Source organism: Myxococcus sp. MxC21-1, from assembly GCF_032612255.1.
GTDB classification, from domain to species: Bacteria; Myxococcota; Myxococcia; order Myxococcales; family Myxococcaceae; genus Myxococcus; species Myxococcus virescens.
The window spans coordinates 5,957,177-5,983,710 of sequence record NZ_CP123278.1 but is presented as its reverse complement, the minus strand read 5'-3'; the positions used below and the strand labels follow the sequence as shown (position 1 = coordinate 5,983,710).

The 26,534-nt window shown below is 68.4% G+C and carries 20 protein-coding genes and 4 pseudogenes; 10 read left to right on the top strand and 14 right to left on the bottom strand.

Going from position 1 to position 26,534, the window contains the following annotated elements:
• Positions 1 to 525 precede the first annotated feature (525 nt).
• Positions 526 to 4,126 (top strand): annotated as a pseudogene (gene smc, locus QEG98_RS26275) (chromosome segregation protein SMC).
• Positions 4,127 to 4,262: 136 nt separating this feature from the next.
• Here the strand turns inward: smc and QEG98_RS26270 are convergent.
• The 7 genes from QEG98_RS26270 to groES all read right to left on the bottom strand — a co-directional run bounded on the left by QEG98_RS26270 (position 4,263) and on the right by groES (position 10,975).
• Entirely contained in the window at positions 4,263 to 5,459 is a 1,197-nt protein-coding gene (locus QEG98_RS26270; RefSeq protein ID WP_090493134.1) for a hypothetical protein, read from the bottom strand.
• Positions 5,460 to 5,500: 41 nt separating this feature from the next.
• Positions 5,501 to 6,880 carry a sigma 54-interacting transcriptional regulator gene (locus tag QEG98_RS26265; protein ID WP_090493132.1) on the bottom strand — a complete coding sequence of 460 codons (1,380 nt, stop codon included), beginning with the start codon at positions 6,878 to 6,880 and terminating at the stop codon, positions 5,501 to 5,503.
• 71 nt (positions 6,881 to 6,951) lie between these two features.
• On the bottom strand, positions 6,952 to 7,953 hold the full coding sequence (locus tag QEG98_RS26260; RefSeq protein ID WP_316563232.1) for a hypothetical protein: 1,002 nt from the start codon (positions 7,951 to 7,953) through the stop codon (positions 6,952 to 6,954).
• 132 nt (positions 7,954 to 8,085) lie between these two features.
• Positions 8,086 to 8,490, bottom strand: a complete 405-nt coding sequence (locus QEG98_RS26255; RefSeq protein WP_194863020.1) for a hypothetical protein — start codon at positions 8,488 to 8,490, stop codon at positions 8,086 to 8,088.
• Between the two features lie 97 nt (positions 8,491 to 8,587).
• The gene (gene grxC, locus QEG98_RS26250; protein ID WP_090493126.1) at positions 8,588 to 8,845 is read right to left on the bottom strand and encodes a glutaredoxin 3; all 258 of its coding nucleotides are present in this window, start codon (positions 8,843 to 8,845) and stop codon (positions 8,588 to 8,590) included.
• A 151-nt stretch (positions 8,846 to 8,996) separates the two neighbouring features.
• Entirely contained in the window at positions 8,997 to 10,646 is a 1,650-nt protein-coding gene (groL, locus tag QEG98_RS26245) for a chaperonin GroEL (protein ID WP_201421379.1), read from the bottom strand.
• Between the two features lie 38 nt (positions 10,647 to 10,684).
• Positions 10,685 to 10,975, bottom strand: coding sequence for a co-chaperone GroES (gene groES, locus QEG98_RS26240; RefSeq protein ID WP_002640434.1), 291 nt, complete (start codon positions 10,973 to 10,975; stop codon positions 10,685 to 10,687).
• 412 nt (positions 10,976 to 11,387) lie between these two features.
• On the opposite strand from groES, the gene QEG98_RS26235 reads away from it, so the two are divergent.
• From QEG98_RS26235 to QEG98_RS26225, 3 genes are read left to right on the top strand one after another with little or no spacing between them, the layout of a single operon-like run.
• A complete protein-coding gene (locus QEG98_RS26235; protein ID WP_186817857.1) occupies positions 11,388 to 11,987 on the top strand; it encodes a hypothetical protein in 600 nt (199 codons plus the stop codon).
• 12 nt (positions 11,988 to 11,999) lie between these two features.
• Positions 12,000 to 12,641, top strand: a complete 642-nt coding sequence (locus QEG98_RS26230) for a hypothetical protein (RefSeq protein WP_090493120.1) — start codon at positions 12,000 to 12,002, stop codon at positions 12,639 to 12,641.
• A 36-nt stretch (positions 12,642 to 12,677) separates the two neighbouring features.
• Positions 12,678 to 13,157: an NUDIX hydrolase gene (locus QEG98_RS26225; RefSeq protein ID WP_090493118.1), complete on the top strand. Its 480-nt coding sequence runs from the start codon at positions 12,678 to 12,680 to the stop codon at positions 13,155 to 13,157.
• A gap of 15 nt (positions 13,158 to 13,172) precedes the next feature.
• On the opposite strand, the pseudogene rpoZ reads toward QEG98_RS26225, so the two are convergent.
• The 7 genes and pseudogenes from rpoZ to QEG98_RS26190 form a co-directional block, all read right to left on the bottom strand.
• Positions 13,173 to 13,408 (bottom strand): annotated as a pseudogene (gene rpoZ, locus QEG98_RS26220) (DNA-directed RNA polymerase subunit omega).
• 111 nt (positions 13,409 to 13,519) lie between these two features.
• Positions 13,520 to 13,870, bottom strand: coding sequence for a DoxX family protein (locus QEG98_RS26215; RefSeq protein WP_279627375.1), 351 nt, complete (start codon positions 13,868 to 13,870; stop codon positions 13,520 to 13,522).
• Between the two features lie 5 nt (positions 13,871 to 13,875).
• Complete coding sequence (pgm, locus tag QEG98_RS26210; protein WP_316563231.1) at positions 13,876 to 15,513, bottom strand: phosphoglucomutase (alpha-D-glucose-1,6-bisphosphate-dependent); 1,638 nt, start codon at positions 15,511 to 15,513, stop codon at positions 13,876 to 13,878.
• Positions 15,514 to 15,770: 257 nt separating this feature from the next.
• Positions 15,771 to 16,907 (bottom strand): annotated as a pseudogene (locus QEG98_RS26205) (AmpG family muropeptide MFS transporter); the annotation flags it as partial.
• 127 nt (positions 16,908 to 17,034) lie between these two features.
• A complete protein-coding gene (locus tag QEG98_RS26200; protein ID WP_316563230.1) occupies positions 17,035 to 17,262 on the bottom strand; it encodes a hypothetical protein in 228 nt (75 codons plus the stop codon).
• Positions 17,259 to 18,037: pseudogene (locus tag QEG98_RS26195) on the bottom strand (zf-HC2 domain-containing protein). Before QEG98_RS26195 ends, QEG98_RS26200 begins: the two are co-directional and overlap by 4 nt.
• Positions 18,034 to 18,417, bottom strand: a complete 384-nt coding sequence (locus tag QEG98_RS26190; RefSeq protein WP_316563229.1) for a hypothetical protein — start codon at positions 18,415 to 18,417, stop codon at positions 18,034 to 18,036. Before QEG98_RS26190 ends, QEG98_RS26195 begins: the two are co-directional and overlap by 4 nt.
• Positions 18,418 to 18,623: 206 nt before the next feature.
• Between QEG98_RS26190 and QEG98_RS26185 the strand changes: the two genes are divergently transcribed.
• The 6 genes from QEG98_RS26185 to QEG98_RS26160 all read left to right on the top strand — a co-directional run bounded on the left by QEG98_RS26185 (position 18,624) and on the right by QEG98_RS26160 (position 26,451).
• Positions 18,624 to 19,481 (top strand): nucleotidyltransferase, encoded by an 858-nt coding sequence (locus QEG98_RS26185; protein WP_373284025.1) that lies wholly within the window; start codon positions 18,624 to 18,626, stop codon positions 19,479 to 19,481.
• Positions 19,465 to 20,169, top strand: coding sequence for a metallophosphoesterase (locus QEG98_RS26180; RefSeq protein ID WP_090493104.1), 705 nt, complete (start codon positions 19,465 to 19,467; stop codon positions 20,167 to 20,169). The genes QEG98_RS26185 and QEG98_RS26180 overlap by 17 nt, the downstream gene beginning before the upstream one ends.
• A gap of 232 nt (positions 20,170 to 20,401) precedes the next feature.
• Positions 20,402 to 23,866: a response regulator gene (locus tag QEG98_RS26175; protein WP_316563228.1), complete on the top strand. Its 3,465-nt coding sequence runs from the start codon at positions 20,402 to 20,404 to the stop codon at positions 23,864 to 23,866.
• A 15-nt stretch (positions 23,867 to 23,881) separates the two neighbouring features.
• Entirely contained in the window at positions 23,882 to 24,703 is an 822-nt protein-coding gene (locus QEG98_RS26170) for a CheR family methyltransferase (RefSeq protein WP_141591367.1), read from the top strand.
• 7 nt (positions 24,704 to 24,710) lie between these two features.
• Positions 24,711 to 25,307, top strand: a complete 597-nt coding sequence (locus tag QEG98_RS26165; protein WP_316563227.1) for a chemotaxis protein CheB — start codon at positions 24,711 to 24,713, stop codon at positions 25,305 to 25,307.
• The gene (locus QEG98_RS26160; protein ID WP_090493096.1) at positions 25,297 to 26,451 is read left to right on the top strand and encodes a sensor histidine kinase; all 1,155 of its coding nucleotides are present in this window, start codon (positions 25,297 to 25,299) and stop codon (positions 26,449 to 26,451) included. Before QEG98_RS26165 ends, QEG98_RS26160 begins: the two co-directional genes overlap by 11 nt.
• Positions 26,452 to 26,534 lie beyond the last annotated feature (83 nt).

The following is a 26,534-nucleotide window of genomic DNA, read 5'->3' as shown; positions in this document are numbered from 1 at the left end:
GCGCTGGTTCCTGGCTGGGCTTCTTCGCTGCGGGCGACCCGCGTTTCACGACGCGGCGGTTCTGTCTCACCCTTCCCCTGGTCATGATGCGCGCGTGAGGCACTCCCGCACCGCGTCGGCACGCCTGCCTGTCAGGTGGGCATGGGCGGCGCGTTCGTGTGGGCTCGGGTGGGGCCATGCCGAGCGCATGTCAGACCGGAATGCTACGTCCCGCGGAAGGTCACGCGCTCGCGTGGCGCAACAGGACTCAACAGGGCTGAAGCAGCCACACCGGCGGGAGGACGTCATGGGAGCGTAGAAGCGCGGTGCACATGCCGCCGCCTCGCAGTGCGCGCGCTACAGCTACAGAGCACGTCTGCTCTGTCGCAGACCAGGCAACCGAACGTATGGCGATGCGTGGCATGGCCATGCTTGATCGCCCGGAAGGTGGCTGGTACTCCTTTCTGCTGAACGCTCCGAGGCCGATTTTTCGGCCTCGCGCGCGATTTTCTCCTCGTACCGAGCCCGCTCTAGGAGCCCGCTGGCATGCGAATCAAGCGGTTGGACATCACCGGCTTCAAGTCCTTCATGGAACGGAGCGTCTTCACGTTCGACGAAGGCGTGACGGGCATCGTCGGGCCCAACGGCTGTGGCAAGTCCAACGTCGTGGACGCCATCCGCTGGGTGATGGGTGAGCAGAGCGCGAAGAACCTCCGTGGCCGCGGCATGGAGGACGTCATCTTCAACGGCTCGGAGAACAAGCCGCCGCTGTCCATGGCGGAGGTGTCGCTTACGTTCATCGTGGATGACACGGACCAGCTCGCGCCCCAGTACCAGGGCTTCTCCGAAGTGACGGTGACGCGGCGCCTGTTCCGCAACGGCGACTCCGAGTACCTCATCAACAAGACGCTGTGCCGCCTGCTGGACATCACGGAGTTGTTCCTCGGCACCGGCGTGGGGACGAAGGCGTACTCCATCATCGAGCAGGGCCGCGTGGGCCTCATCGTGTCCAGCAAGCCGGAGGACCGGCGCCACCTGCTGGAGGAGGCCGCGGGCGTCACCAAGTACAAGGCCCGCCGCAAGGCCGCCGAGCGCAAGATGGAGGCGACCGACGCCAACCTGCTGCGCGTCACCGACATCACCAACGAGCTGGAGAAGCGGCTCGACGCGCTGTCGCGCCAGGCGAAGAAGGCGGAGAAGTACAAGAAGCTCAAGGCGCGCATGCGGGACATCGACCTGCACGCGGCCACGCACCGCCAGCTGGAGCTGATGGCGGAGAAGAAGATGCTCCAGTCGCGGCTGGAGAACCTGGGCTCCGAGGAACGGGAGAGCCTGGACCGGGTGAAGGAGCTGGAGGAGACCATCACCCGGCGCCGCACGGAGCTGGAGGCGGAAACCGCCGCGCTCCAGGCGCTGGCCGCGGAGGTGCACACGCTGGAGAGCTCCCTGCAGCGCGACACGCAGGAGATGACCTACGGCAAGCGCGACCTGGAGGAGACGCGGGCCCGCGTGGCTGCCGCCCAGGTGGAGCTGGACGGGCTCCTGGCGCGCAAGGCGGAGATGTCCGAGGCCATGGCCGCCCGCGAGGCGGAGCTGTCGGGCATCGCCGGCTCGTGGAAGGAGGACGAGGTCGCGATGCAGGTGGCGCAGGAGGAACTGCGCCGCGTGTCCCAGCTCCAGACGGAGGTGGCGCTGCGCCTGGAGCAGGAGCGCGCCGGCCTGGTGGCCGTGGCCACGCGTCTGGCCAACCACGAGAGCAACCTGGTCAACCTCGCCCGCCAGCGGGGGATTTGGGCGCCCGCCGCGCGAAGCTCCAGGGCGAGCTGGAGACCCTGCGCGCCCAGGAGCAGACGCTGGAGAACGTCCGGGGCGACGTGGCGAAGCGGGTGGAGGACACCCGGCACCTCGCCGCGGAGCTGGCCGAGCGCAAGGGCCAGGAAGAGGACGCGCTCACCCGCACCCGCGCGGCCTTCACGGAGAACGAAATCGAGGTCATCGCGCTGCGGGAGGAGCTGAGCGACAAGCGCAGCCGCCTCTCCACGCTGGAAGACATCCAGAAGAACTACGACGGCTTCGACCGCGGCGTGCGCGCCGTGATGACGCGCGCCGGTGTGCAGGCCCGTGAGCAGGGCATCTTCGGCCTGGTTGCGGACGTCATCAACGTCACCCCGCGCTACGAGCGCGCGGTGGAGGCCGCCCTGGGAGAGCGGCTCCAGCACGTCATCGTCGAGAGCCGCGACAAGGGCGTGGAGCTGGTGGACTACCTCAAGGGCCACGCCGAGGGCCGGGGCAGCTTCCTCCCGGTGCCCGCGCTGGACGCGCTGCCGGCCCCGCTGGAGCCGGACTTCAGCCAGCCCGGCGTGCTCGCGCATGCCCTGCGTGAGGTGACGTGTGAGGAGGCGCTGACGCCGCTCGTCCAGCTGCTGCTGGGGGACGTCGTCATCGTCCAGGACGTGGCCACGGCGCGCGCGTGGACCGAGTCGGGCGGCCCGAAATGCACGCTGGTGACCGTGGAGGGCGAGGTGTTCCGCCCGGACGGCACCATCGTCGGCGGTGAGAGCGAGGGCGCGGCGGTGGGCGCGCTCCAGAAGAAGCGCGAAATCGCCGAGCTGGCCACCGAGGTGGCCCGCGTGGAGGAGCGCTACAACGAGATTCTCACCCGGCACTACACGCTCCAGAAGCAGATGGGGCACGCGGAGGGCGTCCTCAAGGGGCTGGCGAAGAATCAGCACGCCGAGGAGCTGAACCTCGCCAGCCAGGAGAAGGACCTGCACAAGGCGGGCGAGGACCTGGCCCGCGTGCGCGAGCGGGTGCGGGCCCTGGAGGTGGAGGAGGGGCAGCTCGCCCAGAGCCACCAGCCCTGGAGCACGAGGAGGAGGCGAGCCGCGGCGAGGTGGCGCACGGCCAGGCGGACCGCGAGGGCCGCGAGGAGCGGGTGAAGCAGCTGGTGTCCGAACAGGAGTCTCTGCGCCTGCGCGCGGAGACGGCCAACGGCGAGCTGACGGGCCTGCGCATCAAGGTGGCCGCCGGCAGCGAGCGTGGCGAGTCGGCCCGCAAGGAGCTGGACAGCCTCGTCTCCCAGCGTCAGGACATGGAGACGCGCATCGCCCGGCTCCAGGCCACGGTGGTAGAGGGTGGGGCGCGCGTCGAGGAGCTGGCGCGGCGCACGACGGACACCGAGGGCGGCCTGTCCCAGCGCGCCGAGGAGCACCGGCTCGCCGCGGAAGGGCTGGAGGCGCGCCGCGCGGCGCATACCGCGGCCTCCGCGGAAGTGCGTGAGCAGGACGCGACGTTCCGCGAGCTGCGCGGCCGCGTGGACGAGCTGATGCAGGGCCTGTCGCAAATCTCGCTGCGGGAGCGCGAAATCGCCCTGGAGCTGGAGCACCTGGCGGCGGGCATCCGCGAGCGGCACCAGGTGGAGCTGGCGAACGAACTGCACAAGTACCACATGCTGGCCGCGCTGGCCCCGGAGACGGAGGCGGAGCTGAAGGACCTGCGCGCGCAGGTGGAGAAGATGGGGGAGATCAACCTCACCGCCATCGACGAGCACGCGGAGCTGTCCAAGCGCTACGACTTCCTCACCGCGCAGAAGAAGGACCTGCAGTCCTCCATCGAGCAGCTGAAGGAGGCCATCCAGCGCATCGACGCCACCAGCCGCGAGCGCTTCAAGCAGACCTTCGACGTGGTGAACGAGAAGTTCCAGGCCATCTTCCCGCGCCTGTTCGGCGGTGGCCGGGCCAGCCTCATCCTCACCAACGAGGGGCCGGGTGGGGAGCCGGGCGTGGAAATCGTCGCCCAGCCGCCCGGCAAGAAGCTGCAGAGCGTCAACCTGCTGTCGGGTGGCGAGAAGGCCCTCACCGCCGTGGGCCTCATCTTCGGCATCTTCCTCATCAAGCCGACGCCCTTCTGCCTCCTCGACGAGGTCGACGCGCCGTTGGATGAGGGCAACGTGGGCCGCTACAACGACATGGTGAAGGAGATGAGCAAGCAGTCGCAGTTCATCCTCATCACCCACAACAAGCGGACCATGGAGGTCTCCAACACCCTCTATGGCGTCACCATGGAGGAGCCGGGCATCTCCAAGCTCGTCAGCGTGCGCATGCGCGAGGCGGGCGCGGCCAACGACGACAAGGTGACGGCGGCGTAGGCCCGTCCCGGGCGGGAAGGGCACCGGGCCTCCGGTGTCCGCCCCGCGGCGACGGCTTCCCCCCAGAAACACAGAAGGCGCGGGCCCCGGCTTCCGGGCTCCCGCGCCTTCGTGTTTTCCGCCGTGGGGCGGGGGACTACTTGAAGTTCTTCTTCGGGCAGGCGGCCTTGTCCTGCGCGGCCATCTTCTCCGCGTCGGCCAGTTCCTTCACGGACTCGTCGACGTTCTTCTGGGTGGCGGTGACGACGTCACCCCAGTTCTCCGCGTCCTTCGCCGCCATCTCCGTGGCCAGCGCCAGCGCGGCCTGGTCCGTGGACTGGCGGGCCTTGATGGACTCGATGACGTCCGTGTCCGCCTTCACCAGCGCGTCGCACTTGCTGGACATCTCGTCGAACAGGCGCCAGTTCTTGGTCTTCTGGTAGCGGTCCACGACCTCGGCGTAGGCCAGGGCCGCCGGGGTGCGGGCGCCATCGGCGATGGCCGAGTCCGCCGCGCGCTGGGTGCGGTTGAGGTCCAACTGGAGGAAGCGCAGCTCGGGCGGCAGGGCGGCCGACGCGGCGTCCGGCGCGGACGAGTCGAAGTGGACGAAGCGGTAGGAGAAGCCCAGCTCGTCGGAGGTCAGCTTCGCCGGCAGCGCGGCAATCTTCGGCTGGAGGCAGGCGGCCAGCTGGTCCGCCTCGGTGTTGCCGGAGGGCGCGAAGGTGACCTCGGCCGGGGTGGGCTGCGCCTTCAGCAGCTTGATCTTCGCCGTCAGCGGCGGCGGGACCTGCTCCTTGAAGTTGGCGTAGCACTCACACCAGGTCGGCTGCGCCAGGCGCACCGCGCCGGTGAAGTCCGAGCCCTCGTTGATGTTGAAGGTGACGGAGTTGAGGCCGCTGGTGGTGTGCTCGAAGGGGATGGCCGCCTCCACCGGCTGCGCGCCCTTGGGCAGCGCGGACAGCTTCACCTGGCTGTCCACCACCTTCTGGATGCAGGCCTGGCCTTCCGGGGTGAGGTTCGTCCCGGTGACGGCGTGCGAGGCGCCCTGGTCCGTGACGGTCGTCTTGACCTCCACCGTGGTGCTCTTCTCCGCGCCCCGGTGCTTCGGGTCCACCAGGCACTCCATCACCTGGGGACGCGTGGTGAGCAGCGCGCCCAGCACGACGCCCTGGCTTGCCTGCTCCGGGAGCTGGAGCTCGCGCGGGAAGCAATTCACCAGGTCGAACGGGGGCTGGTTGGTGATGCGGACACGCTCCTCGGTCGACGTGGGCTGTCCGGCCTGGGCTGCGGGCTTCTGCTGGCCGGCGCAAGCGGCAGTGAAGACGACGGAGGCTACGGCAACACGACGCAACATGCGGTTGTTCTCCCTAGAGGTGGACCTGCTTGCGGACTTCTTTACTTCTCCAGGCCCTCGGCGTTCTTGAGGTCCTTGAGCCGAAGCCCGTTCTTTTTCAAAAGGCGATAAAGGCTCTGCATGGACAGGCCGGTGCGCTGCTCCGCGGCCTTCATGTCGAAGCCCACGGTTTTCATGACCTCGGCGAAATACAGGCGCTCGAAGTCGGCCAGCACCCTGTCCTTGGCCTCGTGGTAGGGCAGGGTGCCCACCAGCGTGGCCACCTGGGTGGTGGGGGGCTGTCCCTCCGCGCGTCGCGAGGGCTGGGCGAGGAAGTCCAGCCAGCTGCTGTTGCCCGTCTCCTCCATGAGGGCGCCGCGCTCCAGCACGTTGCGCAGCTCGCGCACGTTGCCCGGCCACTCATAGCCCTCGAAGAGGGCCAGCGTCTGGGGCGTGAGGGTGATGCTGGCGCGCAGCGTCTGGGCCAGGGCCTGGGCCAGCGCGGGCAAATCGTCCCGCCGGGTGCGCAGGGGCGGCAGGCGCACGCGCGCCACCGCGAGCCGGAAGTACAGGTCCGCGCGGAAGCGTCCCTGGCGCACGTCCTCTTCCAGGTTGCGGTGCGTGGAGGCGATGACGCGCACGTCCACCGCCACCGGCTGGCCGTCCAGCGACGGCACCTCGCGCGTCTCCAGCACGCGCAGCAGCTTGCCCTGCACGGGCAGCGGCAGCTCGCCCACCTCGTCCATGAAGAGGGTGCCGCCCCGGGCCGCCTCGAAGACGCCCCGCGCCTCGCGGTCCTCGCCGTCACCCGCGCGCAGGCCACCGAAGAGCTCGCGCTCGGCCTTCTCCTCGGAGATGAGGTTGCAGTCCACGACCTTGAAGGGGCCGTGGCGCCGCGCCGAGTGCTGGTGCACCGCGCGCGCCGCCAGCTCCTTGCCGGTGCCCGTCTCACCCTCCACGAGCAGGCTCATGTCCTCGCGGGCGATGCGGCGCAGCTCCGTGAAGACCCAGCGCATCTTCTCCGAGGCGCCCACCAGCGCGCCGAAGGACTCCGCCCCCGCCACATCCACCTCGGTGGGACGCGGGGCGACCTTCACGGAGAGCTTCGTCTTGCCCAGCTCGACCTTGTCGCCGCTGGTCAGGTAGGCCTGCAGCACCTGCCGGCCGTCCAGGAAGGTGCCGTTGCGGCTGCCGGTGTCGCGCAGCAGCAGCCCGCGCGAGGTGCGCTCCACCTCCAGGTGGCGGCGGCTCACCGTGGCGTCAGTGAGGACCAGGTCGCAGGCGCTGTCGGAGCCCACGCGGACCAGTCCGTCCTGCGTCTTCACCTTCTTGCCCTTGTCAGGTCCGGCAACCACCTCCACCGTCCATTCGGGGATGGGGATTCGGGTGGTGCGGCCTTCCTGCTCCGTCTGAGTGGTCTGGGTGACCTCGGGCCTATCCATATCGGGTCCTCTTTAGGTGCGAGTCGCATGGGCGGGCAAGCCCGACGCGAGCCTCTTCACATCGGGAAAACTCAAGGCAGTACGAGTGGAACAATCCTGCCTGAGGGTTGTTGAACGCGCGCTTCGACTGGCACGAGCGCCAGTCGTGCGCGGGCAAGTGTCTGGGGAAGTGCGGGGCGGCCGTCGAGCGTGAGCACCAGGTCCCCCGTGGAGAGCTTCGCGCCCTCGGGTGCGGCGCGCACATAGAGGCCGCCGGGGCGCCGCGCCAGTGTTTCCAGCAGCGCGGCGTCCGCGTGCGGGTTGGCGAAGCGCAGGCGCTGCATGCGCAGGCTTCGCGGGTCCTGCCCGGCTTCTGTGCGCAGCGGCGCTTCCAGGTCGGTCATGTCCTTGGGCATCCACGCCGCCGTGTCGAGCACGTCCCACGGCGCCCACGCCAGGGAGGTGGCCAGCGCGGGGGATGGCGCGCGGGGTGGCTTCAGGTGGCTCGACAGGCCGCGGAGTGCTTCGCGCGTGAGCTCCTCCATGAGGCTCGTCAGCGCCGGAGCCGGGTCCGCGTCCTCATCGAGGATGTCTGCGTAGGGATTCACGGTGGCCTCCCCGAAGACCTCCATCACCACCTCGTGCGTGGCGGGGTGGAGGACCTCGACACGGCCCACGTACATCACCACCTCGGTGGCGCTCTGGCCCACCGAGTAGCCCTCGGTGTCAATCAGTTCACGTTCACCGGACTGGATTCGTTTCTCCGCCGAGGGGCGGAGGACCATCAACCCGTCAGGCCGGACGCCGTAGGAGGCCAATGCCGCCACCACGGCGCGCGTCAGCCCATGACCGCCGTCCTCGCCGGGCCGCGCCACCTGCAACTCGGTGGGGCCGAAGAAGAGGGCCGCGTCACCCGTCTGCGCCAGGGCCACATTCACCAGCCGCTGTGACAACTCCACGGCGCGCCAGTCGGGCTCCGCCCACTGGAAGTCGAAGGGCTGGACGACCACCGCGGACGCGCCCAGCGATTCGGGCACGGCGCCCCGTACCTGGAACGGCGTGCTCCGGCAGGCCGCGGCCAGGATGGCCACCATGAGCAGCATCAGGCGCGGGCAAGGGAAGGGAGCGGTGTGTTTCACGACCCCCCATACAAGACGAACGTTCGGCCAGAATCCAGAGTCCTGCGTCACTCCCTCGCGGAAGGGCGCAGGAATCCGGATGGGGACTCAGTAGCGGGCCGGCGGGTCGCTTGCGGGAAAGCTCTCCAGCAGCTCCTCGTCCACGGCGTCGCGCGTCGTGTCATTGCCGCCCGATGCGACGCTCGCGTTGGTGGGTTGCTTCTCCACCGAGTCCGCGCCGCGCCTGCCCCCTTGGGCCGAACGCTTGCGGCCGGTGCCCGCCCTGGAGACGCCCGCCATGCGGGCGCCGAGCAGATTCTTGGCCCGCTCGGCGAGGTTTCGCTGCTCCTCCTGCCAATCGCGGAAGAACTGGGCGAGCTCGGGGTCGCCGATTTCCTCGGCATCCCGGATGTACGCCTCACTGGTCGAGGCCCCCTTGAGCAGGTGGTACAGGACGCTGATGAGGTTGTACTGCTCGTCCCGGGTCCCCGTCTGCCGCTCTTCGCCTGCCATGCCGCCTCCCGTGGATGAGTGAAGTGCCACGGAGAAAAAGCTATGCACGGCGAGCCGGGAGCCTTGGCGGGGGCGGCTGCCCGCCTGCCTGGGGTGCTCAGGCCTGGAGCATCGGCTCCAGGCGGCCCTCGGTGTCCAGGCGGGACAAGTCGGAGTAGCCGCCGACGTGCGTGTCGCCAATGAAGATTTGCGGCACGGTGCGCTGGCCACCGCTCATCTCCACGAGCTTCGCGCGCAGGTCGTCGTCTCCGGTGACGTCCACCTCTTCGAAATCCACGCCCTTGCGCTTGAGCAGGTCCTTGGCGCGGACGCAGTAGCCACAGTAGGTGGTCGTAAAAATCTTCACGGGCTTCACGGGTGTCTCCTCCCTCGTATTCACCAAAGTAAGGGCCAGGAGGGCGTGCCGCCACCCAGCCCGCAAAGACGACGGCCCCCGGATCCCCATGAGGGAGCCGGAGGCCGCGTTCAGGACGTCACCCCGGACGGATGCCGGGGTGAGGGGCGCACTACATGCCCATGCCGCCCATACCGCCCATGCCACCCATCCCGCCCATGCCACCGCCGGCGGGGAGGTCCTTCTCCTCCTTCGGACGCTCCGCCACCATGGCCTCGGTGGTGAGCATCAGCGAGGACACGGACGCCGCGTTCTGCAGCGCGGTGCGGCTGACCTTGGCCGGGTCGATGACGCCGGCGGCCAGCAGGTCCTCGTAGGTGCCCGTGGCGGCGTTGAAGCCGAACGGACCGGAGGACTCCTTGACCTTGTTCACCACCACGCTGCCCTCCAGGCCGCCGTTGCCGACGATCTGGCGGAGGGGCTCCTCGACGGCGCGGCGGATGATGTCCACGCCGAACTTCTCACCGCCGGTCAGCTGCAGGCCGTCCAGCGCCTTGAGGCAGCGGATGTAGGCCACGCCGCCGCCAGGGACGACGCCCTCTTCCACGGCCGCGCGGGTCGCGTTGAGCGCGTCCTCGACGCGGGCCTTCTTCTCCTTCATCTCCGTCTCGGTGGCCGCGCCGACGTTGATGACGGCCACGCCGCCCACGAGCTTCGCCAGGCGCTCCTGGAGCTTCTCGCGGTCGTAGTCGCTGGAGGTCTCCTCGATCTGGGCGCGGATCTGCTTCACGCGCGCTTCGATCTCCTGCTGGCCACCGGCACCGTCGACGATGGTGGTGTTGTCCTTGTCCACCGTGATGCGCTTCGCGCGGCCCAGGTCCTGGAGGGTGATGGTGTCCAGCTTGATGCCCAGGTCCTCGGCGATCATCCGGCCGCCCGTCAGGGTGGCGATGTCCTCGAGCATGGCCTTGCGGCGGTCACCGAAGCCCGGGGCCTTCACCGCGCACACGTTCAGCACGCCGCGGATCTTGTTGACCACCAGGGTGGCCAGGGCCTCGCCCTCGATGTCCTCGGCGATGATGAGCAGGGGCTTACCGGCGCGGGCGACCTGCTCCAGGATGGGCAGGAGGTCCTTCATCGAGGAGATCTTCTTCTCGTTGATGAGGATGAGCGCGTCGTTGAGCGCCGCCTCCATGCGCTCCGGGTCCGTCACGAAGTACGGGGACAGGTAGCCGCGGTCGAACTGCATGCCTTCGACCACGTCCAGCGTCGTCTCCAGGCCCTTGGCCTCTTCGACGGTGATGACGCCTTCCTTGCCCACCTTCTCCATCGCGTCCGCGATGATGGTGCCGATGGTCTCGTCACCGTTGGCGGAGATGGTACCGACCTGGGCAATCTCCTTCTTGTCCTTGGTCGGCTTGGCCAGCTTCTTCAGCTCGGCGACGATGGCGCCCACGGCCTTGTCGATGCCGCGCTTGATGTCCATCGGGTTGTGGCCCGCGGCGACCAGCTTCGCGCCCTCGCGGAAGATGGCCTGCGCCAGCACGGTGGCCGTGGTGGTGCCGTCACCGGCGACGTCAGACGTCTTGGAGGCAACCTCCTTGACCATCTGCGCGCCCATGTTCTCGAACTTGTTCTCGAGCTCGATCTCCTTGGCGACCGTCACACCGTCCTTGGTGATGGTCGGGGAGCCGAAGCTCTTCTCGATGACGACGTTGCGGCCCTTGGGGCCCAGGGTGACCTTGACCGCATCGGCCAGGATGTTGACGCCGCGGAGGATGGCCTCACGCGCGCGCACGTCGAAAAGAATGTCCTTCGCCATTTGGATGGTTCCTTGAAGGAAGAGTGGGGGAAGCCGGATTACTTCTCGATCACGCCGAGCACATCCTCTTCACGGAGGATGAGGTGCTCCTCGCCGTCGAGCTTGATCTCGGTGCCCGCGTACTTGCTGAACAGGATGGTGTCGCCGGCCTTGATGTCCAGCGGACGGACCTTGCCGTCCTCCTGCACCTTGCCGTTGCCCACGGCGATGACCTTGCCCTCGAGGGGCTTCTCCTTCGCCGTGTCGGGGATGAAGAGGCCGCCCTTGGTCTTGTTCTCCTCGGCGACGCGCTTGACGATGAGCCGATCCTGCAGGGGACGAATCTTCATGGCCTGCTCCTTACGTGTCGCTTCCGGCGCCGTTTCCGTTGGCAACCGAAAGCTGCTTGGGGGTTGAAAAAGGGCCTCGCGACCCATGGGGTTAGCACTCGCACCTCATGAGTGCTAACGCCCAGGCGCGGCGGATAATAACCACCGAAGTCGACCCGTCAAGCGACGCTGGCTGACCGCTCCCGAACGTGCCAACTGCGCGGCATTGCTGGGGTTTTTCCGTGACGTCCTCGACCCGTGGCTTCATGCCCGGCGGGCTGCCGTGGGCGCTGGATTGGCACTCTCGATAGGAGAGTGCTAACGCAAGTGCCTGGAATCACTGAGAGTGGCTTTTGCCGCATCCGCACCCGATTGCTACGCTTCCCAGGTCTCCTCCGGGCGACGTCCGCCCGGGGAATGACGGGAGGTGTCCATGAGTGGACTGGTGGCGTCCCTGTCTCTGAAGGAGTTCTTCAAGTCTCTTCTGGGCGAGGTCACGGGGCGGCAGCGGGTAGAACTGGCGGAGGTGACGGAGTTCTACCTGGTGAACCTGCTGTCCGAGTTCGCCGTCACCGACAAGCTGTTCACCCGCGAGGAGGACGGGCGCAAGGACCACGAGCCCCTGGCCATCCTCTACCACCAGGCCTTGCAGCAGGAGCGCGCCGAGCGCATCCGCACGCTGCGCCGGCTGGGCGACGTGTCGCTGTACACCGTGGGCTTCTTCTCCGGCGCGCTGGAGGGCGGCGTGGTGGGGCCGGACTACTACATCCAGATGGGTGGCACGGCGTATGGCCACGTGGCGGAGCTGACACCGGCGGCGGGCTTCGCGCAGGTGTACCGGGAGCTGTGCGAGAAGTTCCGCAAGGTGGTGGAGGTGCTGGAGGAGATCTCCGCGCGGGGCATGGTGAGGGCCGGCCCCAGCGGCGTGCTGAAAGTCTATGAGGCGTGGGTCCGCACCGGAAGTGACCGGCTGGAGCGCGTGCTGCTCGACGCTGGGATGATGCCGCGGCCCAAGGGACAGCTCGCCAACTAGCCGGAGGTGGGGATGATTGGCCGCGTTCAGGACCACCTGGAGGCCATCTACGGCTTCACGTGCGAGGCAAGGGCGGAGGTCTTCGTGGTGGACACGGAGGCCGCCGCCCAACTGGGAGGCACCGGCCGCGCCGACGAGGAGCTGCTGGTGCACGAGGCAGGCGACGCGCTGGAGCTGGCCCTCTACCTGTCACCGGCGCTGCTCGACAGGCTCAAGCCCTACGAATCCGGTCCGCTGGGTTACGTGCTGGACAGCGACCTGGCCGGTTACTGCCAGCTGGCCGAAGGCGTGAGCCACTTCCTCTACGTGGCCCACACGGCGGCCCACGGCCGGACGGTGTCGCTGCTGGAGCTGGAGGCGCAGGCGGAGGTGGACAAGTTCGCGGTGTGCCTGCTGCACAGGTGGGGCGAAGGCGTGGGGGCCTGGGCGCGGGAGCTGCTCCAGCGTCTCTTCGACCGGGTGTCCTACCGCAAGCAGCTCTCCGTCCAGGAGCGGTGGCGCTACGAGGAGGCGAACCGGCTGTCACGCCGCTTCTGCTCGCGGCTGATGGGGCACGTCGCCGCCCGGCGGTTGGACCGGCTGCTGGGGGACCTGCGTTACGCCTACCGGCTGGGGGCGGAGGCCAAGCTTCGCCATTTCGCGCATGGCGGGTGAGCACCTTTCCTTCCGCATCGGGTAGGGTGGGCGGGTATGCCACGCGAGGCGTCCGCAGGAGGTGTCGTCATCCGGGAGAGCGCCGGCCACTGGGAGGTGGCCGTCATCCGTCCCCATGGCCGCACCTTGTGGGCGCTCCCCAAGGGGCACGTGGACCCAGGTGAGTCGCCGGAACAGACGGCGAGCCGCGAGGTGCGTGAGGAGACGGGGCTGTCCGTGTCGCTCATGGCCCCGCTGGGCGAGATTCGCTACGTGTACCAGTTCCGCGGACAGCGCATCTTCAAGCGCGTCCACTTCTTCCTGTTCCGCTATCAGGAGGGAGAGCTGGGGCCGCTGCCGGGACCGCGCATCGAGGTGGACGAGGTGCGCTGGGTGCCGGTGGTCCAACTGGTGCCACTGCTGGGCTACAAAGGAGAGAAGGCCGTTGCCTCGCGGGCGGTGCGCTGGTTGCGCTCCCAGGGCCTGCTCCCCGAGGCCCCCTCCCCGGCGAGCATTGCCGGGAAGGAAGGGGGCTGAAGGGAACGGCGGGGGCTACTTGGGCTCGTCGCCCGTGTACTTGCCGGACAGCGCCTCGCGCACGTCACGGTCGAACTTCACGCGGCCGGTGGCCACCTCGCGCAGGGACAGCACGGGGGCTTGTTCTTGGACTGCTCGAGGATGGGGCGGGCACCCGCCATCAGCTGCCGCGCGCGCTTGGCGCCGAGCAGCACCAGCGCGAACCGGTTGTCGACGAGGGGGAGGCAGTCTTCGACGGTAACGCGAGCCATGGAACGTCCTTCGGATTTCGGTGGGGCTACTGGAAGCCTCTGAAATTAAAGAGCACCCCCCTGCGAGTCAAGGAAGGACGCACCGGAGGGCAGCCGGGCGGGCGGCCCGGCTCAGGTGTACCACCAGGCCCAGAGGATCAGGACGGCCTGCAGGGGCAGCCGCAGCCAGAGCAGGGCCGGGGGGATTTTCCGGAACCGCTCCGGGTGCTGCGCCATGTAGAGGTTGGCCGGAAGGACGGCGATGAACAGGGCGATGAGGCCCCTGGCGGCCAGCGGGCTCGTCTGGGGGATGACCAGGCCCACGCCCAGCAGCACCTCCGCCACGCCGCTCCAGAACACCAACGGTCCGTGGAAGGGCAGGTACGGGGGCATGATGCGCTCGTACATGCGCGGGGCGCGGAAGTGGTTCAGCCCCGCGCCCACCATCAGCAGGGCGAGCACGTACAGAAGGACGAGCTTCACGCCGCTCAAGTCGACGCGAACGCCTCGCCGACGATGGCGCGCGCCTCCTGGAGGATGTCTTGGAGGTGGGCTTCGTCGCGGAAGCTCTCCGCGTAGATTTTGTAGACGTCCTCGGTGCCGGAGGGACGCGCGGCGAACCAGCCGTTCTCCGCCACCACCTTGAGCCCGCCGATGTCCGCGTCGTTGCCGGGCGCGCGGGTGAGGCGCTGGAGGATGGGCTCACCGGCCAGCGTGGTGGCCTTCACCGCCTCCGGGGACAGCTTCTTCAGCGCGGCCTTCTGCGCGGCGGTGGCCGGCTGGTCGATGCGCGTGTAGTGCGGCGCGCCGAACTTCGCCGCCAGGGATTGGTAGTGCTCACCAGGGTCCTTCCCAGTGCGCGCGAGGATTTCCACCGACAGCAGGTCCAGGATGATGCCGTCCTTGTCCGTGGTCCACACCGTGCCGTCTCGGCGGAGGAACGACGCGCCAGCGCTCTCCTCGCCGCCGAAGCCGAGCGAGCCGTCCAGCAGCCCGTCCACGAACCACTTGAAGCCCACCGGCACCTCGACGACGCGGCGGCCCAGGTCCTTCGCCACGCGGTCGATGAGGCTGCTGCTCACCAGCGTCTTGCCCACCGCGGTGCCGGGCTTCCAGCCGGGCCGGTTGCGATAGAGGTAGTCGATGGCGACCGCCAGGTAGTGGTTCGGGTTCATCAGCCCCATGCTTCGGGTGACGATGCCGTGCCGGTCTGAGTCCGCGTCGTTGCCGAACGCGATGTCATACGCGTCCTTCAGGCGCACCAGGTTCGCCATGGCATGAGGGGACGAGCAGTCCATGCGAATCTTCCCGTCGTGGTCCAGCGGCATGAACCGGAACGTCGGGTCCACCGTGGGGTTCACCACGTGCAGGTTCAGCCCGTAGCGCGTGGCGATGGGCTCCCAGTACGCGACGTTGGAGCCGCCGAGCGGGTCCGCGCCGATGCGCAGCTTCGCGCCGCGCAGGGCCTCCATGTCGATGACGGTGCCCAGGTCCTCCACGTACGGGGTGATGAAGTCGTACGGCTTCACCGTGGCCGCGGTGCGCGCGCGCTCGTGGGGGATGCGCTGCACGCCCACGTTGCCCGCGCCGAGCAGCGCGTTGGCGCGCTTCTCGATGACGGAGGTGACGTTCGTGTCCGCGGGGCCGCCGTTGGGCGGGTTGTACTTGATGCCACCATCTTCCGGCGGGTTGTGGGACGGGGTGATGACGATGCCGTCCGCGAGCCCCGCCGTGCGGCCGCGGTTGTACGTGAGGATGGCGTGGGAGATGACCGGCGTGGGCGTGGCGCCGTCGGTGAAGCGCACCTGGACGCCGTTCGCCGCCAGCACCTCCAGCGCCGTCTGCTGCGCGGGGGAGGAGAGGGCGTGGGTGTCCATTCCCAGGAAGAGCGGCCCGTCGATGCCCTGCTGCTGGCGGTACTCGCAGATGGCCTGCGTCACCGCGAGGATGTGGCCTTCGTTGAAGCTGTTGCGCGCGGAGGAGCCGCGGTGCCCGGAGGTGCCGAAGGCGACGCGCTGCTCGGCCACGCCCACGTCGGGCCGGCCGGAGAAGTAGGCGGCGCGCAGCTTCTCGGGGTCGATGAGGAAGTCTTCCGGTGGGGGCTTGCCAGCGAGCGGGTGTGCCATGGCCGCGGAACATAGTCATGCCGCAAGGAGGACGGCTCAACGATTCTGGCGAGCGTGCACCGCGTTACATCCGGGCCGTGCCGGCCCCGGGATTCAGGTGGCGATTCAACGGGCCACGGCCGCCGCGCTGGATGAGGACTCGCCTTGGGGCGCGGGCTCCGGGGCTCCTCGGCCGGGGTGGCGGCGTTCTCCGGGAGGAACGCGAGCAGCACCAGCGCGGGCACGGCGAGCAGCACGGTGCCGGCGAAGAAAGTGGGCCAGCCCAGCCACTCAGCCAGGTAGCCGGAGGAGGCGGAGATGAGACGATTGGCCACCGTGCCCAGCGCGGACAGGAGCGCGTACTGCGTGGCGCTGAAGCTCTTGTGGCACAGCGACATCAGGTAGGCGGCGAAGGCCGTTACCGCCAGACCGCCGCAGAGGTTGTCCACGGTGATGGTGGCCGCCAGCATCAGGTCGTTCTTCCCCACCAGCGCCAGCCCCATGAACATCAGGTTGGTGAGGGCCTGTGCCGCGCCGAAGACGAAGAGGCTGCGCCGCGTGCCCAGCTTCACCATCAGCACGCCGGCCAGCAGTCCACCCGCGATGGTGGACACCATGCCCAGGCCCTTGCTGAGCGCGCCAATCTCCGTGTTGGAGAAGCCCAGCTCTTTGTAGAAGGGCGTCACCATTCCGGCGGCGATGGCGTCTCCCAGCTTGTAGAGCACCAGGAAGAGGATGACGGCGACTGCGCCCTTGCGCGTGAAGTACTCCACGAAGGGCTTCACCACGGCGTCCGTCAGGTTGCGCGGCGGCTTCGAGCCCTGGGGCTCCGGGGCCAGGAGCGTGGCCACCACACCCACGGCCATCAGCAGGCCCATGATGAAGTACGTCTGGGACCAGCCGGCGATGTCCGACAGCGTCAGGGCCAGGGCGCCCGCGGTGAGCATGCCCAGGCGGTAGCCGGTGATGTACGTGGAGTTGCCGAGGCCGCGCTCCTCCACGGTGAGGATGTCCGTGCGCCACGCGTCCGCGACGATGTCCTGACTGGCGGACAGGAACGTCACCAGCACCGCCATGGCGGCCATGGTCACCGGCGCGTCCTTGGGATTCACCAGACCCATGGCGGCAATGGCGCCCATGAGCAGCACCTGCGTCACCAGCATCCACCCGCGCCGCCGGCCCAGGAAGGGCAGGGTGTAGCGGTCCATCAATGGAGCCCAGAGCACCTTGAAGGTGTACGGCATGCTCACGAGGCCGAAGACGCCAATCGTCTTCAAGTTGACGCCTTCGTCCTTCATCCACGCCGACAGCGTGACGCCCGTCAGCCACAGGGGCAGGCCCGAGGCGAAACCAACGGCCACGAGCAGCCAGATGCGCGGGCTCTTGAGAACTTCGAGGATGGAGGGCTTGGACATGGAGGGCGCGGGAGAACAGCGGCCAGCATAGAGAATCCACCCCGCGCGTCACCATTCATGCGCGGGAATGTCCGCTCGGCTGCCCTCCTGGCCGTCCGGCGCGGAGAAGTCTGGCCAGGTGGCGCGCTCACCCTCGGTGGGATTGAAGAAATCCCAGCTCCGAGCCGTGGCGGAGCAGGAGCGGGTGCATTCTCCGGGCGTCGTCCCGAGCGAAGCGCGGCGGACGCGTGTCGGCGCCGCCCTGGTCATTGCCGGCCACCAGCGCGAAGCAGCGCAGCGTGTCCGCGTCCGCGGCGGACGCGGACAGGGCGAGCACCCGCGCCAGGGCGCGCGTGGGGCAGGGCAGACGGCTCATGGCTTCTGCAGCACCCAGTGCGTCTGCGCTCCGGGGACTTCCAGTTCGGCCATCCGGCCGACGTCGCCATCCGCCTGGGCAAAGGCGCGCCGGGCGGCTTCCACCAGCGTCTCCTGGGGCAGGGGCTCGTCACTCAGCACGACGATGACGCGCTCAGCTCCGGAGCCGGTGAACTCCCATCCTCCGGGCAGCCAGTGCTGTCCGCTGCCGGGTGCCACGGGGGCGCTGGCTCCCGCCTCCGGAAATAGCGGCGTCACCTCGCCAATGGCGTCCACCGACAGCGCCGCCACGTAGCGGTGCGTCCCCGCCTTGTAGCCCACCGTCACCCGCTCACCCAGGTCGAGCGCCTCGGGCCTGCCCGGAATGGCCTCCCGCTGTGGCCCCAGCCCCCGCCGATGAGCAACTCCGCCGTCGCGCCGCCCTTGAGGCGGTTGAGTCCCTCGATGGCGCCCGACTCCGCGCTGGAGCCCAGCAGCGGGCGCACCAGCACCACCACCAGCAGCGACGCGGCGATGGCCACCGTCGTCGCCACCCAGCGTCGCGGCGGTGGCCGGGCGGAGTCCTGCTGCCGCCGCAGGGCCTGCTCCACGCCGGCCTCGAAGCGCCCGAAGGGGCCTTCCGCTTCGAGCCGTGTCTGGGCTGCCTGGATGCCGCGCAGGGCCTGGGCGCAGGACTCGCACGAGGCCGCATGGGCCTGGACGCGGGCGGCCTCGGTGGTGGTCAGCTCTCCGGCGCTCAGGCGGCGCAGCGTCCATTCCGATTCGTGCGCGCTCATGGGACCTTCAGCTCCTCTCTGCCCAGCGCCGCGAAGTGCTCCAACTGCTTGCGGCTGGTGGGCACCGAGCGGCTCCGCAGCGCGGCTACTTCATCCAGCGTCATTCCATCGACGTGGTGGTGGATGGCGGCGGCCTGTGTCTCCACGTCCACGCGCACCAGTTCCCGCGTCTCCATGGCCTCCTGCCCGCCATGGCCTGCAGGATGGTACCCGGCCCGTTGGCCTTCACCGTAGGAGGCCGTCAGCCCCTGCCCGTTGTTCCTGGAGGGCGAGCGCATCTCCACCATCGCCTTGGAGGGCAGTCCTTCCCGGAAGGTGTCTTGGTCGCTCGTCGCGTTGTCACAGCCCGTCACCAGCAGGGCGGCACATAGCAGGCTCATGGTCCACGATCCCTTCGAACGGCCCCCGGCGGGCCGTGCAGCAGCGTGTCTGCCTGTATGGACACAGCTCGGCCGGAAAACGGAAAAGGCGCCTGCAGGGTGCGTGAAACGTCCGGAATCACGATGCTTGTAGGTTGGCTGCCCGCTCCCCAGGCATCTATTCCGCACCGGCGGACGGCTGAAATTCTCAGTCCTACCTTTCGGCCATGGAAAAGAGACACCCCAACCATCCCGGCGAGATGGGTACGGACGCGCAGCTGGCAGAGCGTGAGCGGGCCCCGGACGAACTCAACGCCCGGGCCAGGGCCGTCGGGTTGCTGATCGACGCCGGGGTGCCCTTCGTCGTGGGCGGTGCCTACGCCTATGCGACGTACACCGGCATCTACCGCGACACGAAGGACCTGGACCTCTTCCCCCGCAAGGCGGACGCGCTCCGCGCGCTGCAAGTCCTGGAGAAGGATGGCTGGCGCACCGAGCGCGCGGACGAGGTCTGGCTCTACAAGGCCTTCAAGGGCGACTACTTCGTCGACTTCATCTTCTCCTCCGGCAACGGCGTGGCGGTGGTGGACGACGAGTGGTTCGAACACGCCCCGCGCGCCACCATCTTCGGGCACGAGTGTCTGGTGGCTCCCGCCGAGGAGATGATCTGGTCCAAGGCGTTCGTGAACGAGCGCGAGCGCTATGACGGCGCGGACGTGAACCACCTGCTGCTGAAGGCGGGCCGGAACATGGACTGGGAACGGATGATGCGCCGGTTCGACCGGTACTGGGAGGTCCTGCTCAGTCACCTGATGATGTTCCGCTTCGCCTATCCGTCCGAGCGGGACGCCATTCCCGAATGGGTGATGGCGGAGCTGATGAGCCGCACGCTGCACACCCTGCGCGAGGGGTGCTGGGAAGAGAAGCTGTGCCGCGGCAACCTGATTTCCCGCGTGAACTATCACGTGGACATCCACCACTGGGGCTTCAGTGACGGGAGGTCCTGGGACGAGAACGAACGACAGCGAGGGGACGAGAGTGGCGCGCGATCCGGGCTCGAAAATTCGGTTGGCGGCGGTCGGTGACCTGCACTGCCGCGAGGACCACCACGGTCGCTTCCGGCAACTGGTCAAGCAGGTGAACGCCACGGCGGACCTGCTCGTGTTGTGCGGCGACCTCACCGACCGCGGAATGATTGAAGAGGGCAAGGTGCTGGCGGAGGAGCTGTCCGCGCTCCGCGTTCCCTGCGCCGCGGTGCTCGGCAACCACGACTATGAGCACAACCAGGTGAAGGAGATTTGCGGCGAGCTGGCCAAGGTCGGCGTCCACGTGTTGGACGGGGACCACTTCATCTTCGAGAAGGTGCTGGGCGTGGCGGGCGTGAAGGGCTTTGGCGGCGGTTTCGGCAACGCGACACTCCAGGCCTTTGGCGAGGGTCAGACGAAGGCCTTCGTGCAGGAGGCCGTCACGGAGTCGCTCAAGCTGGAGGCCGCGCTGAGCCACCTCGACGTGGAGAAGAAGGTGGTCATCATGCACTACGCCCCGGTGCCGGACACGCTGGAGGGGGAGAACATCGAGATTCGCCCCTTCCTGGGCACCAGCCGCCTGTCCATGCCCATTGACCACTACGGCGCGGAGGCGGTGTTCCACGGGCACGCGCACCACGGCGCTCGCAACGGAAAGACGAAGAGCGGCATCCCCGTCTACAACGTGGCCATGCCCCTGTTGGCGAAGCACACCCCGGACCAGCGGTATGTGTTGCTGGAGGTGTAGCCACCCCTCGGGGCAGCACAGTGTCGCGTAGCCGATATTGTGCGACGTGTCTGGCGGGTGGGCGCCTGAGGACCCAGCGCGGCCTGTGGTACGCGGTGACCTGCTGCGTCGACCCCCGCTACCGGACGCGTCTCAACATGACAGGTGTTCCTCAGTGCCTCAACAGCGACCTGGCTGGCCGTTCGTGCCGTCGCGGAAGTGAGCGCGCCCTCTCGACCGTGCGGGAGGTTCGATGAGCTCCTCCACCCCTCGCGTCAATCGTTTTGGACCGCCGCTGCCGCCGCCGACGCTCGCTGGCTACGTGGTGGCGGCGCTGGCGGTGTTGCTCATCGCCGTCCTGACCTACCAGGCGCTGGAGACGCGGACGAACGCAGTGGAGATGGTCCGCCACACCATGGGGGTGGTCGAACGTCTCAAGACGCTCCTCTCTTCGGTGAAAGATGCGGAGAGCAGCCAGCGCGGCTTCCTGCTGACGAGCGAGGACAGCTACCTGGAGCCGTACACCAACGCCAACCGGCTGCTGCCGACTCAACTGGCGGAGCTCCAGACGTTGATGGGCGACAACGCGCTTCAGCAGCGGCGGCTGGTGACGCTCAACGCCCTCATCACCGAGAAGCTGGCGGAGATTCAGCGGACGGTGGAGCTGAAGCAGACGGGCCAGCCGGATGCCGCGCTGGCCCTGGTCCGGACCGATGAAGGCATCGAGCTGATGACCCGCATCCGAGCCCTGGTGGAGCAGATGGAGACGGAGGAGCGGCGGCTGCTCGAGCTGCGCGATGGCGACTTCCAGCGCGCGGCCACCACGTCGCTGACCGTCACCTGGCTGGGGTCGGCGTTGCTGCTGGTGCTCATCTTCATCGCAGCGTACATGACGTCGCGCGAGTTCCGGGCGCGCTCCATCCAGGCTTGGATGCAGCAGGGACAGTCGCTGCTGAGCGCGGCGATGCAGGGCGAGCAGCGCCTGGAGCAGCTGGGCGACAACGTCCTGCGCCTGCTGGCGGAGTACCTGGATGCGCAGGTGGGCGCCCTCTACCTGGCGGATGAGGCGGAGCGCTTCCGCCGCTTCGCGGGCTATGCGCTGCCCGCGACCTTCCCGAGCTCGGGCGCGGTGCTCCAGCCAGGAGAGGGGCTGGTTGGACAGGCGCTCAAGCACCGTCGCGTCTTCCACGTCCAGGACGTGCCCGAAGGCTACCTGCCCGTCAGCTCCAGCCTGGGACAGGGGACGCCGCGGCACCTGCTGGTGGTACCCGCGCAGGTGGACGGCAAGGTCAACGCGGTGTTGGAGCTGGGCTTCCTCCACCCCATCCACCCCTCCGACCTGGCGCTGCTCGAACGGGTGGCGGAGTTGGTGGCCATCGCCGTGCGGACCTCCCATGACCGCACGCGGCTGGAGGAGCTGCTGGAGGAGACGCAGCGCCAGTCCGAGGAGCTCCAGGCCCAGCAGGAGGAGCTGCGCGTCTCCAACGAAGAGATTGAAGAGCAGAGCCGCATCCTGAAGGAGTCCCAGGCCCGGCTGGAGGAGCAGCAGGCGGAGCTGGAGCAGACCAACTCCCAACTGGAGGCGCAGACGCAGCTGCTGGAGAAGCAGAAGGACGTCCTCACCCGGGCCCAGGCGGAGCTGACGGAGAAGGCCGAGGAGTTGGAGCGCACCGGCCGCTACAAGTCCGAGTTCCTGGCCAACATGAGCCACGAACTGCGCACGCCGCTCAACAGCTCGCTCATCCTGGCCAAGCTGCTGGCCGACAACAAGGATGGGAATCTCACCGAGGAGCAGGTGAAGTTCGCGCAGACTATCTCCGCGGCGGGCAACGACTTGCTCGCGCTCATCAACGACATCCTGGACCTGTCCCGCATCGAGGCGGGGAAGGTGGAGCTCCTGCCGGAGGCGGTGAGCCTGCCGCGCTTCGTGGAGAACCTGTCGCGCACCTTCGAGGTGCTGGCGCAGGAGAAGGGCATCGGCTTCACCGCGCAGGTGGAGCCGGGAGCGCCGGCCACGGTGGAGACGGACCCCCAGCGGTTGGGCCAGGTGCTGAAGAACCTGCTCTCCAACGCGCTCAAGTTCACGGAGAAGGGCGCGGTGTCCCTGCGCGTCCTTCCCGCCGGTCCGGGCCGGGTGGCGTTCGCGGTCACGGACACCGGCATCGGCATTCCCGCTCACCTCCAGGGCCTCATCTTCGAGGCCTTCCGGCAGGCGGATGGCAGCACCCATCGCAAGTACGGCGGCTCGGGGCTGGGCCTCTCCATCTCCCGCGACCTGGCGCGGCTGCTGGGCGGCGACGTGTCGGTGGAGAGCACGCCCGGTCAGGGAAGCACCTTCACCGTGACGCTGCCGGTGGCGCTCGGCGACCGGACGCTGGTGGCTCGCGAGTCTCCTGGCGCGGTGGCCTCCTTCCGTGCGCCGGTGGCCCCGCCGCCCGCGCCCGTTCCCGCGTCGTGGGTGGAGACCGCGCCGCGCCCGCTGGCCGCCAGCGCGGTGGAGGACGACCGCGAGCAGTTGGCTCCGGACGCGCGCGTCATCCTCGTCGTCGAGGATGACCGGCGCTTCGCCCTCATCCTCCGGGACCTGGCGCGGGAGCTGGGCTTCCTGGCCATCGTCACCGACAACGGTAGTGACGCCTACCAGGCCGCCGTGCGGTACCAGCCGAGCGCCATCCTGCTGGACATGAACCTGCCGGACCATTCGGGCCTGGCGGTGCTGGACCAGCTCAAGCGCAACGCGAAGACGCGGCACATCCCCGTGCACGTCATCTCGGTGGCGGACCACTCGCGCGAGGCGCTGGAGCTGGGGGCCGTGGGCTATGCCTTCAAGCCGGTGCAGCGCGAGCAGCTCATGGATGCCGTGCGCAAGCTGGAGACGAAGTTCTCCCCCGGCGTGCGGCGCGTGCTGGTGGTGGAGGACGACGCCCGCCAGCGCGAGAGCATCCAGCACCTGCTGGAGAGCGACGAGGTGGGCATCGTCGGCGTGGCCACTGCGGGGCAGGCGCTGGAGAAGCTGCGTGAGCGCACCTTCGACTGCATGGTGATGGACCTCAACCTGCCGGACCTCAGCGGCTACGAGCTGCTGGAACAGATGGCCGCGCTGGAGAACGTCTCCTTCCCGCCCGTCATCGTCTACACGGGCCGCTCGATGACGCGCGACGAGGAGCAGCGGCTGCGGCGCTTCTCCAAGTCCATCATCATCAAGGGCGCGCGCTCGCCCGAGCGCCTGTTGGACGAAGTCACGCTCTTCCTCCATCAGGTGGAGGCGCGGATGCCCCCGGAGCGGCAGCGCATGCTGCAGGTGGCGCGCGACCGGGAGGCGGCGCTAGAGGGCCGGCGCATCCTGGTGGTGGAGGACGACGTGCGAAACATCTTCGCCCTGTCCAGCGTCCTGGAGCCGCGGGGCGCCAAGGTGGAGATTGCCCGCAATGGAAAGGAAGCGCTGGAGCGTCTGACGCGCAGCCTCGCCCAACCGTCGCAGACGGTGGACCTGGTGCTGATGGACATCATGATGCCGGAGATGGATGGGCTGACGGCCATGCGCGAAATCCGCAAGCGCACCGAATGGCACAAGCTGCCCATCATCGCCCTGACTGCGAAGGCCATGCGGGATGACCAGGAGAAGTGCCTGGCCGCTGGCGCCAATGACTACATCGCCAAGCCTCTGGATGTGGAGAAGCTGTTGTCGCTCATCCGCGTCTGGATGCCCAAGGCCTAGGGACGGGCGGGCGGCATGAGGGCATCCAAGGACCTGGACATCGAGTTGAGGCTGCTGCTGGACGCCATCTACTTGAAGTACCACTACGACTTCCGTGGCTATGCCATGGCGTCGCTCAAGCGGCGCATGACGCTGGCCGCGGACCACTTCGGCTGCCGCACCTTGTCACAGCTCCAGGGCCGCCTCATTCACGAGCCGGACCTGTTCCCGGAGTTGCTCAACTACCTCACCGTGCAGGTGAGCGAGATGTTCCGGGATCCGTCCTACTTCCGCTCGCTGCGTGAGAGTGTCGTCCCGCTGCTCAGGACGTACCCGTCCCTCAAGGTCTGGGTGGCGGGGTGCAGCACGGGCGAGGAGGTCTACTCGCTGGCCATCCTGCTGCGCGAAGAGGGGCTGCTGGAGCGCACGCTCATCTACGCCACGGACATCAACACCCAGGCACTCCAGAAGGCGGAGGCGGGCGTCTACGCCGTGGACCGCATCGCCGCCTTCACCCAGAACCACAGCCAGTCCGGGGCTTCGGCCTCGCTCTCCGACTACTACACGGCGGCCTACGGGAACGCGGTGTTCGACCGCACCTTGAAGAAGCACATCGTCTTCTCGGACCACAGCCTGGCCACCGACAGTGTCTTCGCGGAGGTCCAGCTGCTGTCCTGCCGCAACGTCCTCATCTACTTCAACCGCGAACTGCAGGAGCGCGCGCTCGGGCTGTTCAAGGACTCTCTCTGTCGCAGGGGATTCCTGGGCCTGGGGGCCCGTGAGTCCTTGCGATTCTCTCAACACGCGTCGGCTTTCTCCTCCCTCGTCTGGGAGGACCGCCTCTTCCAGAAAGTGTAGGGCGCTCGTGGACTTTGAAAGCCTCCGGGGCCGCATCGACGCCGTGGTGGTGGGCGCTTCCGCCGGGGGCGTGGAAGCGCTGGTCACGGTGTTGCCCTCGCTTCCCCGCGCGTTCCGCCCCTCGGTGCTCGTCGTCATCCACCAACCCCGGGAGCGACGCAGCATGCTGGTGGACATCTTCTCCGCGCGCTGCGCGCTCCCCGTGCGGGAAGCGCAGGACAAGGAGTCCGTCCAGCCAGGGACCATCTACTTCGCGCCGCCCGACTACCACCTGCTCGTGGATGAAGGACCTTCGCTGGCCCTCTCCGCGGATGACCCCGTGCTCTTCTCCCGGCCGTCCATCGACGTGCTCTTCGAGTCGGCCGCGGACGTTTACGGTCACCGCCTGGCGGGACTCATCCTCACGGGCGCGAATTCGGACGGTGCGCGCGGGCTTGCGGCCGTGCGGGACGCAGGCGGCGTGACATTGGTGCAGCGCCCCGACACGGCCCACGTCGCCACCATGCCCGCCGCGGCGCTGGCGCGTGGCCCCGCGGATTTCGTGCTCTCGCTCGAACAGCTGGCCGACCTGTTGCGGAGGGTAGGAGGTGGACATGAAGGTTGACGGTATCGGGAAGGACTCCGTTCCCATGACGCCCCGGGTGAAATGCCTCCTCGTCGATGACCTCGAGGAGAACCTCATCGCGCTCGCTGCCCTGCTGCGCCGTGAGGACGTCGAGGTGCTCCAGGCCCGCTCGGGCGCGGATGCACTGGAGCTGCTGCTGGAGCACGACGACGTCGCGCTCGCGTTCCTCGACGTGCAGATGCCGGAGATGGATGGCTTCGAGCTGGCGGAGTTGATGCGCGGCTCGGAGCGCACGCGCGACATTCCCATCATCTTCGTCACCGCGGGGGCACACGACCAGCGTCGGCGCTTCAAGGGCTATGACGCGGGCGCGGTGGACTTCCTCTACAAGCCGCTGGAGCCGCACGTCCTGCGGAACAAGGCGGAGGTCTTCTTCCAGCTCCACCGGCAGAAGCAGCAGCTGGCCCACCAGTTGGAGGAGCTGACGGAGACGCTTCGCCTCAACGAGATGTTCACCGCCGTGCTGGGCCATGACCTGCGCAACCCGTTGAGCGCCATCCTCACGGCCGCGGACCTGCTCTTCCGCCGCACGGAGGACCCCGCTGTCCGCAAGAGCGCCAGCCGCATGCTGACGAGCGGCAAGCGCATGGGCCGGATGATTGAGGACGTTCTCGACCTGGCGCGGGCCCGGCTCGCGGGTGGCATCCCGCTGCGCCGGAGTGAGACGGACTTCGGTCTGCTCGTCCAGCGAATCGTCCAGGAGCACCACGCGGCGTTCCCCCAGCACTCCCTCGACGTGCGGAAGGAAGGGGACCTGGTGGGGGACTGGGATTCGGACCGGCTCGCGCAGGTGGCCTCGAACCTGATTGGCAACGCGCTTCAGCACGGGGACACCAGCGAGCCGGTGCAGCTCCGGCTGGATGGCAGCCACGCGGACTCCATCACCTTCTCCGTGTCCAACGTGGGCGTGATTCCCGCCGAGCAGCAGCCCTACCTCTTCGACCCGTTCCGGGGATGCTCACAACAGCGGGCTCGCACCGGAGGCCTGGGGCTGGGGCTCTACATCGTCCAGCAAATCATTCACGCGCATCACGGCAGCGTGGACGTGGAGTCCGGCTCCGGCCGTCACACCGTGTTCCGCGTCGTCCTGCCCCGGCGAGGGACGGAGGTCATCAAGCTGTGAGCTGCGCCAGGTCCTTGTTCCGCGCCGGCGCTCGTGAAGGGATGCCGGTGACGGGCGCTGACCTGGCGTGAATGGGCGCTGTC